This window comes from Bacteroides gallinarum DSM 18171 = JCM 13658 (genome assembly GCF_000374365.1).
GTDB lineage: Bacteria > Bacteroidota > Bacteroidia > Bacteroidales > Bacteroidaceae > Bacteroides > Bacteroides gallinarum.
Window position 1 is genome coordinate 1 of record NZ_KB894123.1, and the last position, 11,636, is coordinate 11,636.

Consider the following 11,636-nt stretch of genomic DNA (forward strand, 5'->3'; position numbering starts at 1 on the left):
AAGATTGTGTGAGAAATTACAGGAATAGGACTATAAAAATGGCATATGAAGTGAGTATGCTCTATCATCTTCATATGCCATCTTGATTTTTAGGGACATTTACTGAATATCCCTAAACAGTTCGGACGTATGGTAACTTTGAAAGGAAATGAAATATCTTCCGCGCCTTTGGACGAAATAGCCGGTAAGCTGAAATTAGTGACCGAGGAGCACGATTTAGTCGTTCAGGGGAAGCGTATGGGAATTTGTTTCGGGTGATTCGGCAGTCTTCCGTACGGTATCCTCCTTTGTACTTTCCGGAGCTTCGGCCGTTTCCGGTGCTTCCACAGCGGGGATGCCTTCCGTTGCAGTTTCTTCTGCTACTTCTTCTTCTTCTTCTGCTGCTGCTGTTGCTGTTGTGTGGTTTTGTATTTTGGCTGTTTCAATGGCCTCCTTGAACGCCTCGTCGCTCTTGATTTTCTTTAATGCCATTTGTGCGGCGTTCTGTTGCGATTCTTTCTTGGAGTAGCCCGTACCCGTACCGGCAGAAAGCCCTTCGATGCGTACTTCCGTATGGAACATCGGATTGTAGTCCCGGTCGAGAAATTGCTCTATCAGTTCAAAGGACACTTCCATTTTGTTCTTCTGGCTCCATTCGATAAGTTTGGATTTGAAGTTGACCTCCTTGCGCGACATTTTGTCGAGGTCGATGTAGTTCTTAAGTATTTTCTCCTCCATGAACTGCTTGCAGCGTTCGTATCCCTGGTCCAGGTAGATAGCTCCGATAAATGCCTCGAAAGCATTTCCGTACATATAGCTGTTGTGCGAGGAGGAGCGGGTGGAGTACTTGACGAGCTTGTCCAGCCCTATCTCCACAGCCAGTTTGTTCAATGTTTCGCGCTGTACTATTTTTGAGCGGGTATTGGTTAGGAAACCCTCGCGGCGGCCTTCGAAATGTCTGTATACGATATCTCCTACGATAGCGTCCAGAATGGCATCGCCCAGGAATTCCAGCCGTTCGTTGTTTAGCGGACGCCCTTTTTCGGAACGGATAGAGGTGGATTTGTGCAGCAGGGCCTGCTGGTAGAAACGGATGTCGCGGGGAAAGAAACCGAGTATCCTGTAAAAACAAAAATAAGACTCTCTGTCCTTACGGAATAAGAGCCTTATCTTGTCTATCTGGTTACGTAACACGACCGTATTATTCTGCGTATTTCTTGAAAATAACACATGCGTTATGACCGCCGAAGCCAAAAGTATTGGATAAAGCTACGTTCACTTCGCGCTTCTGAGCCTTGTTGAACGTAAAGTTCAGGTCATAGTCGATGTTTTCGTCGTTATCGCCCTCTTCGTGATTGATAGTCGGGGGAACGATGCCGTTCTGAATGGCAAGGATACTTGCAATCGCCTCTACCGCACCGGCAGCACCCAGCAAGTGACCTGTCATGGACTTAGTCGAACTGATATTCAGCTCGTAAGCATGTTTCCCGAATACCTCCTGGATAGCTTTCACTTCCGAGATATCACCCACAGGAGTAGATGTGCCGTGCACATTGATGTAATCCACTTCTTCGGGCTTCATTTCCGCATCTTCCAGTGCATTCATCATTACCAGCTTGGCTCCCAGGCCTTCCGGGTGGGAAGCTGTCAGGTGATGAGCATCGGCAGACATACCTACGCCGGCAACCTCTGCATAAATCTTGGCTCCGCGCGCTTTGGCATGTTCCAGCTCCTCGAGAACCAGGCATCCGCCGCCTTCACCCATGATGAAACCGTCACGGCTTGCGCTGAACGGGCGGGATGCAGTCTCCGGAGAGTCGTTGCGGGTGGACAAGGCATGCATGGCGTTGAAACCGCCTACGCCGCAAGCGGCGATAGCTGCTTCCGAACCACCGCTTACAATGGCATTGGCCTTACCCAGACGGATAAGGTTGAATGCATCGGCAATTGCGTTGGTAGAAGTGGCGCATGCAGAACACGTCGCATAGTTAGGACCATGAAAACCGTACAGGATAGAAATTTGTCCGGCAGCGATATCCGAAATCATCTTGGGGATGAAGAACGGATTGAACTTGGGACCGTTTTCTTTATGGAGGGCATAGTTACCTGCTTCTTCTTCAAATGTACGGATTCCACCAATACCGGCGCCGAAGATGACACCGATTTTGTTCAAATCCTCATTTTCGACATCAAGACCGGAATCCTCTACCGCCTGCTTGGCTACGCCGATAGCATATTGAGTGTACAAGTCCATCTTGCGTGCCTCTTTGCGGTCGATATATTGATTGGCATCAAAGTTTTTCACTTCGCATGCGAATTGGGTCTTGAAAAGCGATGCGTCGAAATGAGTAATAGGTCCCGCTCCACTAACCCCATTCACGAGATTTTCCCAAAATTCGGGTACTGTGTTGCCAATGGGAGTAATGGCGCCAAGACCTGTTACTACAACTCTTTTTAATTCCATACTAAGAAATGAATGGATTAAGATTACTTAGCGTGTTCTTCGATGTAAGATACAGCATCACCTACCGTACCAATCTTCTCAGCCTGGTCATCGGGGATAGAGATACCGAATTCCTTTTCGAATTCCATGATAAGTTCTACAGTGTCAAGAGAATCTGCTCCCAAATCGTTAGTGAAGCTAGCTTCGTTAGTAACTTCTGATTCTTCAACGCCTAATTTGTCGACGATAATCGCTTTCACTCTTGATGCAATTTCAGACATAACTTTAAGTTTTTAATTAATAATTAGTTTTATTTCTTTAAATTTGCGGTGCAAAGGAATGAATATTTATCATTCCTCGCAAATATTTGATGAATTAAATGCACATTTTTGCACATTTTTCACGGTTTTGTGCAGGGATTGGAGGGTTTATGAGTAAAAACATTGCTATTTTGGCTTCCGGTAACGGGACGAATGCAGAAAATATCATCCGCTATTTCCGAAATAGCGGAACGGTGAATGTAGGGCTGGTTCTGTCTAACCGGAAGGCTGCCTTTGTTTTGGAACGTGCACGTAGTCTGAATGTTCCGTTTGCCTATATGGAGAAGGCCGAATGGACGGACGGAGAGGCTGTGTTGTCCCTGCTGAAAGACAAGCATATCGACTTTGTAGTCCTTGCCGGTTTCCTTGCGCGTGTGCCGGATTGCATCTTGCATGCTTATCCCAATAAAATTATAAATATTCATCCTTCCTTATTGCCTAAATTCGGCGGCAAGGGAATGTACGGCGACCGTGTACACCAGGCAGTGGTAGCTGCCGGCGAAACGGAAACCGGTATCACTATACATTATTTGAATGAGCATTTCGACGAAGGCGAAACCATAGTGCAGTACAAATGTCCGGTTTTGCCGCAGGATACGGCGGAAGATGTGGCAAAGAAAGTGCATGCGTTGGAGTATGAATATTATCCGCAAGTCATCGCCCGCCTGCTCTCGGAAATCCGCTGACGCTTTCTCACAGAATCCGCTGCATGGTATTCGATATTGTATATGCTTCCTTCTCTCTCCGCAAGGGATAGTCTCCCCGTAGCTTTTCGAATAACTCTGGACGCGTTTTCAGTGCATCGCTGTCCCGCCGGGGGTCGTACATTTGCAGGTAGACTTCCGATAGGCTGGTTGCCATAATTTGCGGCTGCGCCGGAGGAGGGGGGACAATCCGGTAATCTGCCTGTATATTGAAATGCCGGCATAAGGCATCCAGCGACATGCGGGTTGCATTGGCCTTGCCGTCTGCCGAATAACCGGCAATGTGCGGCGTGCCGAGGAACACCTTATTTAATAAGGTAAGATTTATATCCGGCTCGTTCTCCCATACATCGATAACGGCATCCGAAACCTGTCCGTTTTCCAGGGCATCCAGCAGTGCACCGGTTTCTATCACTTCGCCGCGCGAGGTATTGATGATGACGGGGCGGCGTTTCAGCGACCGGAAAAAAGCGGCATCGGCCAGGTGATAAGTCTTGTATTTACCTCCCCTATGCAGAGGCACATGGAAAGTGAGTACGTCGCATTCTTCTGCAAGCGACTGCAGGGAAGCGAATCCCCGTTTTCCCTCTTTATCTTCGCGCGGGAGGTCGTTCAGCAGAACGCGCATTCCCAGCTCTTGTGCAACTTTGGCTACTTTGCTGCCCACGTTGCCCACTCCGATAATGCCGATAGTGGCTTTCGATAAGTCGATACCTTTCAGTTTACGCAGTAAAATCAGGGATGAGTGCAGGTATTGGGCTACGGAGGCGGAGTTGCAGCCGGGAGCATTGCTCCAGGCGATACCTGCTTTACGACAATATTCCGTATCGATGTGGTCGAAACCGATAGTTGCCGTGGCGATGAATTTCACTTTGCTGCCTCCCAATAACTCGCGGTTGCAGCGGGTACGTGTACGGATAATAAGCGCATCCGCATCTTTCACCAAATAGGGGGTGAAATCTTTTCCCGGCACATAGACCACTTCATCCGCTATCTTTTCAATGACTTCCCTTATAAAAGGTATCTTGTTATCGACAATTACTTTCATATCTTTTTATTTATTGCAGGCAAAGTTAGAAATAATTCGTGAGAACAGGCATTGCCGATGTAATAATGCATATCTTTGGCAGATTGTTTATATCATAAATCATACGCTGATGAATACACTTGCCGGTTTTGAAGAAATAGAAGATAAGATAATTACCCTTCGCGGGCAGAAAGTCCTTTTGGACAGGGATGTAGCAGTTTTGTACGGGGTGGAGACACGCGACATAAATAAAGCTGTCAAGAACAATCCGGATAAATTCCCCAAAGGGTATCTTATTGAATTGAATACCAGGGAATTCGTTGGTTTGCGGTGGAAAAATTCCACCACAAACCTTTCCAAATCCCGGGTGCTTCCCAAAGCCTTTACCGAAAAAGGCCTTTATATGCTTGCCACCATTCTGAAGAGTCCCCGTGCCACAAATGCGACATTCACGATTATCGAAACCTTTGCCAAGTTGCGCGAACTTTCCCGTGCGATAGGCAGTTTGCCGGATGCTTCCGAGGAAGAGCAAAAATCCCTGTTGCAGAAAAGCGGCGATATGTTCGCCGACCTGTTGGATAATAACCTGCAGGCAACGGATTCGGAAACGACAATCGAACTGAATCTCGCCCTGTTGAAGGTAAAGCATACGGTCAAGCGGAAAGCGGGCGAAGAATAAATGCAGCGAACGGTTTGGCTGTGTGCAAAATATTGTATAGTTTTGTCAACTTGTGGGAATTTTACAGTTTGTTGAACAAAGACGAATTATTAATATCAGATGAAGTGTATTCATATCATTACTCCTGTAAAGGACTCTTTCGAACTGACGCTGCAAACGGCGGAGGCCGTTATGGCATCCGATTTTCAGACGCCGTTTACCTATACCGTGTACAATGATTTCAGCACGGAAGAAAATACGGCAAAGTTGCAGGAAGCCTCCGAAAAGTTGGGATTCGAACTGGTGAATCTTGCGGAGATTACGGTACACCCCTCTCCGAACTACCTGTTGGTTCTGCAAATGGCACAGCAGCGTGCTATTGAAGCGGAAGCCGGCCTGATTATCGTAGAGTCGGATGTGATAGTACGGAAAGATACGTTGCAGGCCTTGTTCGACGGAGCGACGGAAAGGCCGGACTGCGGTATTGCCGCTGCCGTAACGGTAGACGAGAATGGAGACATCAACTATCCCTACCTTTTTGCGAAAGGCAAGGAAAACCGGGTGTTCCCCGAACAGAAACATTGTAGCTTCTGCTGTTCCCTGCTGACATTGGATTTTCTGAAAGCCTTCGATTTCCACCGGTTAGACCCTGAAAAGAACTGGCATGATGTAACTATCTCGCATCAGTCCTTGAAGGAAGGGTTTAAGAACTACCTGTTTACCACATTGCCCGTATGGCATCGTCCTCACGGTAGCCGTCCGTGGAAACAACTGAAATATAAGAATCCGCTGAAATATTACTGGTTGAAGTACACGAAAGGACTGGATAAAATCTGATATGGCTATGAAATCTGAAATGAACCGGAAAACCGATATTTTTCATCCCCGTACCGTGGTGATTCATCCGGATTTTGAGGCATTGAGAGAGTTTGTCCTCTCTTTGCCGGAGCGCTTCGAACGGAATGAAGGCATTGTTATCCATAAAGGGCGTAACGAATTGAGGAAAATGGAGTATAACGGAGGGCAATACGTCGTTAAGTCCTTCCACCGTCCCAATCTCATCAACCGTTTTGTATACGGTATTTTCCGTCCTTCTAAAGCAAAGCGCTCTTACGACCATGCCGGGATGTATCGGGATATAGGAGTGGGAACCCCCGAGCCGGTAGGATATCTCAATGTACGCAGTGGCCTGCTGTTCGACAAGAGCTACTATGTGAGTTGTCTATCGGTATGTCCCTATGTTTATAATGATTTGTTCAAGCAGAAATTCGAATACGAAGAAGAAGTCTTGCGCGAGATAGGGAGGGTGACTGCCGTTCTTCACGAACATGGCTATGCCCATAAAGACTATGGGCGCGAGAATATCCTATTCCGGAAAACGCCGGAAGGAATAAAGCTGGAGATTGTGGATTTGAACCGTATGTTCATCGGAACTATCGGGATGAAAGCCGGCTGCAAGAACTTCGAACGTTTGCCCGCTACCCCGCAGATGCACCGTTGGATGGCCGAGGAATATGCGAAAGCCCGTGGCTTCGATGTGGAAAAATGTTTTGAACTTATGGTTGCTTATAGAAGTACCCAACCGGGAAAAATCGATAACCTTTATTAAAGATTGCCATGAATATCATAGCCGTAGTCGTTACCTATAATCGGATAGAGCTCTTGAAGCGTACAGTCCGTTGCCTGCAACAGAATAAGCCGGTTTCCGCTATCGTAGTTGTCAATAATGGAAGTACGGATACTACTGCCGAATGGCTGGAGACGCAATCGGAGCTTATCGTTATCAACCAGGCGAATGTCGGCGGTTCGGGCGGCTTTTATACGGGTATGCAATACGCATATCAGGCAGGTGCGGACTGGGTATGGTGTATGGACGACGATGTTTTTCCGCGTGCCGATTGTCTGGAGCAACTATTGCTCCATGCCGACAGGGAAGACATAGGCATACTTGCACCCCGCCGATTGCAGGAAGGCAAACTCTTTACCCATGAGTTCCAAGGTTATAATCTAACAAACCCTTTTGCTTCCATGTACACCGGAAAACTATCGAAGCAAACGGTAACCGCTCCTGTAGAGATACAGGGGGCAGCCTTTGAAGGACCTTTCATACGGCGTGAAGTAATCGGGAAGATAGGTTATCCCAATAAAGAATTATTTATCTTCTGCGACGATACGGATTATTGCCTTCGTGCGGTGCAGGCCGGATATAAAATACTGTATGTACCCACGGCATTAATGGATAAGGAAAAATTCTTCTCGAATGACAGTTGGAGTGTACGGAATAAGAAGAAAAAGTGGAAACGTTTCTATCAGATACGTAATTCCACTTACCTGAACCACCATTATGGCCGTAACTGGGCAGTAAAGTACCTTCGCGGATTTAATGGAGTGGCAGGTTATATCCTGACTGCTCTTGTTACTTGCCCGTTTACCGATGCCTATCAGTGGGGCGATATTCCGAAATTATGGAAAGCCTATCGCGACGGCATACGCGAACGGCTGGGCATTATGAAGTAGCGGTGATTGATAAAAAATCATACTATTCCTCCACTAATTTTATCCATTCCTTTATTATGGTGTCAATGGTAAACCGTTTGCTGCTTTCAATGGCATTGGCCGCCATGGATTTGCGCAATTTATCATCTGTCATTAGCCGTTTGATTTGTTTGATATACATCGGAATATCATTATTGGGGATGATGAATCCGTTGTCCTCACTTGTTATTATATTTTTCAATGATGCAAAGCTGTTGAAGGCCAGAGGAACGCAGCCGCATTGTTGTGCTTCAGTTAATGTCAGCGCCCACCCTTCAAAGGAGGAGGTCATCATAAATATGGAGGCTTCATTGTAATAAGGTTCCGAATTCTTTGCTCCTTCAAAAAAAACGCGGCTCAGGTTATGATGTCTGACAAAGTCTTTATATTGGCTTTCCATTTTCCCATGGCCTACAATTCTTAATTTCCAATCGGATAAGCTGCTGTCGGCTTCAATCTCTTTCCATATTTTTAAAGCTATGGAAACTCTTTTAGGTTCTTCCTCCAATCTGGACACAATGAGTACTTCTTTCTTTTTGCGCCCGTAGTTTGCCATATCATAAAAAGATTGGAATGAGAGGGCATTGTGAATTATTCTAATTTTGCTATCCTCTTTTAGACGGGCATATTTTAGAAAGTCGTTTTTGAAGTGCCCGGATAAGAGGACTACTTTGTCTGAAAAAGTATATGACTCTTTATATAGGACGGGTAGCTTTATGAGTTTTCTCATTTTTTGGTATGGGAAAGATGCGAATTTTCTGATATTCTTCCATATGTTCTTTCCCTCTTTGAGCTCTTTCTTAGGGTTGTCCAAAGTAATAAAGTTGACTTCAGCGGCAGGTTTGGTGTGAAGTGCAAATATCAGTTTACACTCTTTTCTATTCGATTGGCTTAAGGCTATCTTCAGGTGTTTGGTTAGTTTATGTTCCCCCTGGTTGATAATGACATCAATCTTGTTCTGCTCTATGAACTGAATTAACCGGGTGAGTTTATGGTAAGATGTGATTTTGATTGTATCGACGAATTGTTGTTTCTCAAATGAACTGTCAATGTCATATTTATAAGCTGAATAACAGTTTGCATTATAAAATGTGGTTAATGCATCTGCTATATTGGCTGTTATTCTTTCAACTCCTCCATATTGTGGAGCTACTTCATTGACAGTATAAAATAAAATATTCATTACGTTCGTTATTTTGAATATGATTTCTGTATTTCATGAACCACCTGCATTTGTTTGGAGTGAAACTTCCGGGCGAAAATCTTGTTGGAGCCGGCGAGTTTTTTATAATCGGCATTTTGCCATATGTAGGGATTCCCATGCTCCCAGTCAATGTCTCGCATGCAGCCTGTGTCGGCATCATTTATGCAGTACATCTTTTCCCGGAAAGGAGAGTTCCACAAGAGGGTTTGGATAAATATTTCGTCTGCGCAAAGCGTGTACCTCATCCGTTTCAATATAATGCTCTTGTATTGCAGCAGATATCTGACGGCATTTTCAGTGATGCTCACCCATTGTCCTCCTTTTTTGAACTCAAATGTTGTCTTTCTGCGGTAGTTGCTTATTTTATGGAGGGCTAAAACGATATTTCGGAGAAATGCGGTGATTCCATGCAACAGGTTTCCTTTATTTTTCAGTTTTTGTGTGAAAAAATAATATCGGAATACTTTACGCTCCAAATCCCGTTGGTGGGCTGCATCTTGCCAAAAGCCGACAAACTCTTTTCCTGAATTTTTATAAAAGAATTCATGAATGTAGTCTTGGCTCTTGATAGGAAGGTCTACTCCTGACAGTAAGTGATAATAGGCATAAGGCCCGTTTCTCAGAGCAGTCTCGAACAAGAGATATTCCACTTTTACTAAACTGATGTCTCCCCAATACACCTTCATATTTTTTTCGATGAGATAGAAACCGGCTTTCTTTATCTTGAATCTTTTAATTTTTTGATATAGGTTCACTGCTCGTTTGTCGATATGCAGATAGATATCGTTGCGTTCGTCGTCTAACATAGAAAGCAATACTTCGAGTATCGGATATTCGTTGTGGGCGATAATCAGAAAGGCGTGTTTCATCATTGGTGTATGTTTAGTTCTTTAAAGACATCCGGAATGGTTGTGTCCGGAATGATAAACTGCTCCTCACACAGCGCTTTATAAAAGGATGTCCCGATAACCCGGTCATACTCCGATTCAAGTTTTCCTTCTTTGTATAATTTGTAAAAGTACCTCCAATGACGACCTCCATGTCTGCCTTTATGCTGTTCTAGTTGTTTGCCCCCATTTATCATCTTTTCTAGGAATTGTTGTTTCCCGCGTATGTTATAATGGTATATACGTATACTACTGTCTGCGGATAGTTTGGGAAACATGGTAACTTTATGGTTTCCCATAGAGATTTGCAGATAGCCGGCGCTTCGATGAATGACTTTTTTGTTCTGTCGTTCGAATATGGAATAGGTAGACAAATCGTAGCGTTCCGGTTCATTGACAGGTTTCACAACTTTATCCCATTGCCAGAAAGGCTTGTTCTCTTCCGGATAAACGCTTCTCATTTCACAATTCAATACGTTGGCACGGGTGGCCGACAGGTCTGTTTTAAGATTACCGGAGGGAGAGTACCACAACTCGTCGGCATCGGCATTGATGAGCCAATCGGCTTTGTAGATAGTTTTGGCTTTCCAAATCATCCGGTCTACCCATTCTTTTTGTTCATAGTCTGTTGCTTTCTCCTCAATGACTTCCTTTATCCACCCTTTTTGTTTATATTTTCGGATAATGTCAGGAGTAGAGTCGGTGGAATTATTGTCTGTAATGATAAAGCCGTCCACACCCATTGCTTTGTGAAACAATAAGTTCTCCTCCAGCATGTTTTCCTCGTTTTTCACCAATAAGGTCATTATTAATTGTGAGGGAGGGGCCTTGCGGAATGTTTTGAAACTTTCCACAAGAGCTAAACTTATTTTCTTTATAAGGTAAGTATTTATCATCGCGATGTATGTAATCAGTTAATAGGTACTTTTATCCAACCGGCAGGATAGATGTTGGGCGTTTCACAATGTTGAAACCAGCGTTCAGGCATAATCACCGTCTTATTTTCTTTGGGGTTCAACCATGCTCCCCACCAACTGAATGTACTGTTACAAATGATGTGATGACGGCAATGACTCATCAGCATCATATCCTGCCAACTTTCCACTCCTTTATTCCAATCAATGAAGACGGCTTGTGGCAACGGTAGGTTTTCCTTTACCCAGGCTATGTCATCCGAAAAAACATAATAGAAAGGTTGTTCTATCCGTCTGTTCATTTCGGCAATAGCATTGATGTAATAGGGTAGTTGGCACACGCTGCCTGTTGTTTTCCAGTGTTTGGGCTCTAAATAATCTCCCCGGCGGACGTGTAGTGAAACGGCATGTTCATTATGCTCTATTTGCTTTAGCATTGTTTGGGTCTTTTCATTGAATAGCCCTGAGTTGAATGTAAAGGCTTTTCGTATGTCGTTTTCCATGTCGGCAAAGAACCTTTCCGACTGATAGAAGCCTTTAAAATATAGCAAAGGCCAAAAGTATTTTTTATCGAATGGGAGGAGGTTTGACGAGTCCTGTTTACGTTCATATATTTTCTTGAAGAAAAGAAATTCTATAACCTTTTTTAGAGGTTGGTTGATACAGAATTCTGTTTTGGGAAGATTGAACACGTGATGCATTTCATAGCCATGGTGGACGTTGTAATGCATCATGTCGGACAAATCAATCCGAGTGTTTGTATGACGTTTTTTCATTCGTAGATAGAAAGCATAGATAAACATTTGGTTTCCTAAGCCGCCTGTCATTTTAATCAGTCTCATATGTCTGTTTTTAAGGAATAGTGTTTTTTAAACGTTCGTTTAAAAAACACCTCTCAGAGCCTTCGTATAGGAAGAGCATTTGTTTATATTTATAACTATTCGGAAATCAGATATTATCAGATT

At 44.4% G+C, this 11,636-nt stretch carries 13 protein-coding genes and 1 pseudogene; 6 read left to right on the plus strand and 8 right to left on the minus strand.

Going from position 1 to position 11,636, the window contains the following annotated elements; all coding sequences use genetic code 11:
* Window positions 1-117 precede the first annotated feature (117 nt).
* Window positions 118-258 (plus strand): annotated as a pseudogene (locus C233_RS24030) (6-phosphofructokinase); the annotation flags it as partial.
* Here C233_RS24030 and rnc read toward each other — a convergent pair.
* From rnc to C233_RS0106515, 3 genes are read right to left on the minus strand one after another with little or no spacing between them, the layout of a single operon-like run.
* The gene (gene rnc / locus C233_RS0106505) at window positions 217-1,173 is read right to left on the minus strand and encodes a ribonuclease III (protein WP_018666784.1); all 957 of its coding nucleotides are present in this window, start codon (window positions 1,171-1,173) and stop codon (window positions 217-219) included. The pseudogene C233_RS24030 and the gene rnc sit on opposite strands and share 42 nt — an antisense overlap.
* A gap of 7 nt (window positions 1,174-1,180) precedes the next feature.
* Window positions 1,181-2,443: a beta-ketoacyl-ACP synthase II gene (gene fabF, locus C233_RS0106510; protein WP_025069236.1), complete on the minus strand. Its 1,263-nt coding sequence runs from the start codon at window positions 2,441-2,443 to the stop codon at window positions 1,181-1,183.
* A 23-nt stretch (window positions 2,444-2,466) separates the two neighbouring features.
* Window positions 2,467-2,703, minus strand: a complete 237-nt coding sequence (locus tag C233_RS0106515) for an acyl carrier protein (RefSeq protein WP_004291965.1) — start codon at window positions 2,701-2,703, stop codon at window positions 2,467-2,469.
* Between the two features lie 98 nt (window positions 2,704-2,801).
* Here C233_RS0106515 and purN point away from each other — a divergent pair, with 98 nt between their 5' ends.
* Entirely contained in the window at window positions 2,802-3,428 is a 627-nt protein-coding gene (gene purN / locus C233_RS0106520; protein ID WP_025069237.1) for a phosphoribosylglycinamide formyltransferase, read from the plus strand.
* Window positions 3,429-3,435: 7 nt separating this feature from the next.
* On the opposite strand, the gene pdxB is transcribed toward purN, so the two are convergent.
* On the minus strand, window positions 3,436-4,494 hold the full coding sequence (pdxB, locus tag C233_RS0106525; RefSeq protein WP_018666787.1) for a 4-phosphoerythronate dehydrogenase PdxB: 1,059 nt from the start codon (window positions 4,492-4,494) through the stop codon (window positions 3,436-3,438).
* 109 nt (window positions 4,495-4,603) lie between these two features.
* Between pdxB and C233_RS0106530 the strand changes: the two genes are divergently transcribed.
* From C233_RS0106530 to C233_RS0106545, 4 genes are all read left to right on the plus strand, one after another.
* Window positions 4,604-5,152, plus strand: coding sequence for an ORF6N domain-containing protein (locus tag C233_RS0106530; protein WP_018666788.1), 549 nt, complete (start codon window positions 4,604-4,606; stop codon window positions 5,150-5,152).
* A gap of 99 nt (window positions 5,153-5,251) precedes the next feature.
* A complete protein-coding gene (locus tag C233_RS0106535) occupies window positions 5,252-5,968 on the plus strand; it encodes a glycosyltransferase family protein (protein ID WP_018666790.1) in 717 nt (238 codons plus the stop codon).
* A 7-nt stretch (window positions 5,969-5,975) separates the two neighbouring features.
* Window positions 5,976-6,740 (plus strand): lipopolysaccharide kinase InaA family protein, encoded by a 765-nt coding sequence (locus tag C233_RS0106540; protein ID WP_025069238.1) that lies wholly within the window; start codon window positions 5,976-5,978, stop codon window positions 6,738-6,740.
* An 8-nt stretch (window positions 6,741-6,748) separates the two neighbouring features.
* Complete coding sequence (locus C233_RS0106545; protein ID WP_018666793.1) at window positions 6,749-7,648, plus strand: glycosyltransferase family 2 protein; 900 nt, start codon at window positions 6,749-6,751, stop codon at window positions 7,646-7,648.
* 22 nt (window positions 7,649-7,670) lie between these two features.
* Here C233_RS0106545 and C233_RS0106550 read toward each other — a convergent pair whose 3' ends face one another.
* The 4 genes from C233_RS0106550 to C233_RS0106565 are packed head-to-tail and all read right to left on the minus strand — an operon-like array spanning window position 7,671 to window position 11,513.
* On the minus strand, window positions 7,671-8,849 hold the full coding sequence (locus C233_RS0106550; protein ID WP_018666794.1) for a glycosyltransferase: 1,179 nt from the start codon (window positions 8,847-8,849) through the stop codon (window positions 7,671-7,673).
* A gap of 8 nt (window positions 8,850-8,857) precedes the next feature.
* A complete protein-coding gene (locus tag C233_RS0106555) occupies window positions 8,858-9,739 on the minus strand; it encodes a beta-1,6-N-acetylglucosaminyltransferase (protein ID WP_025069239.1) in 882 nt (293 codons plus the stop codon).
* Window positions 9,739-10,653, minus strand: a complete 915-nt coding sequence (locus tag C233_RS0106560) for a glycosyltransferase family 2 protein (RefSeq protein ID WP_018666796.1) — start codon at window positions 10,651-10,653, stop codon at window positions 9,739-9,741. Before C233_RS0106560 ends, C233_RS0106555 begins: the two co-directional genes overlap by 1 nt.
* A gap of 14 nt (window positions 10,654-10,667) precedes the next feature.
* A complete protein-coding gene (locus C233_RS0106565) occupies window positions 10,668-11,513 on the minus strand; it encodes an alpha-1,2-fucosyltransferase (RefSeq protein WP_018666797.1) in 846 nt (281 codons plus the stop codon).
* Window positions 11,514-11,636: the final 123 nt, after the last annotated feature.

What these genes read in the sequence shown, in the direction of transcription:
- C233_RS0106560 (WP_018666796.1), bottom strand. Translation starts at nt 10,653, where the DNA reads ATGATAAATACTTACCTTATAAAGAAAATAAGTTTAGCTCTTGTGGAA.
- C233_RS0106535 (WP_018666790.1), top strand. Translation starts at nt 5,252, where the DNA reads ATGAAGTGTATTCATATCATTACTCCTGTAAAGGACTCTTTCGAACTG.
- purN (WP_025069237.1), top strand. Translation starts at nt 2,802, where the DNA reads ATGCACATTTTTGCACATTTTTCACGGTTTTGTGCAGGGATTGGAGGG.
- C233_RS0106540 (WP_025069238.1), top strand. Translation starts at nt 5,976, where the DNA reads ATGAAATCTGAAATGAACCGGAAAACCGATATTTTTCATCCCCGTACC.
- C233_RS0106550 (WP_018666794.1), bottom strand. Translation starts at nt 8,849, where the DNA reads ATGAATATTTTATTTTATACTGTCAATGAAGTAGCTCCACAATATGGA.
- pdxB (WP_018666787.1), bottom strand. Translation starts at nt 4,494, where the DNA reads ATGAAAGTAATTGTCGATAACAAGATACCTTTTATAAGGGAAGTCATT.
- fabF (WP_025069236.1), bottom strand. Translation starts at nt 2,443, where the DNA reads ATGGAATTAAAAAGAGTTGTAGTAACAGGTCTTGGCGCCATTACTCCC.
- C233_RS0106545 (WP_018666793.1), top strand. Translation starts at nt 6,749, where the DNA reads ATGAATATCATAGCCGTAGTCGTTACCTATAATCGGATAGAGCTCTTG.
- C233_RS0106530 (WP_018666788.1), top strand. Translation starts at nt 4,604, where the DNA reads ATGAATACACTTGCCGGTTTTGAAGAAATAGAAGATAAGATAATTACC.
- C233_RS0106555 (WP_025069239.1), bottom strand. Translation starts at nt 9,739, where the DNA reads ATGAAACACGCCTTTCTGATTATCGCCCACAACGAATATCCGATACTC.
- C233_RS0106515 (WP_004291965.1), bottom strand. Translation starts at nt 2,703, where the DNA reads ATGTCTGAAATTGCATCAAGAGTGAAAGCGATTATCGTCGACAAATTA.
- C233_RS0106565 (WP_018666797.1), bottom strand. Translation starts at nt 11,513, where the DNA reads ATGAGACTGATTAAAATGACAGGCGGCTTAGGAAACCAAATGTTTATC.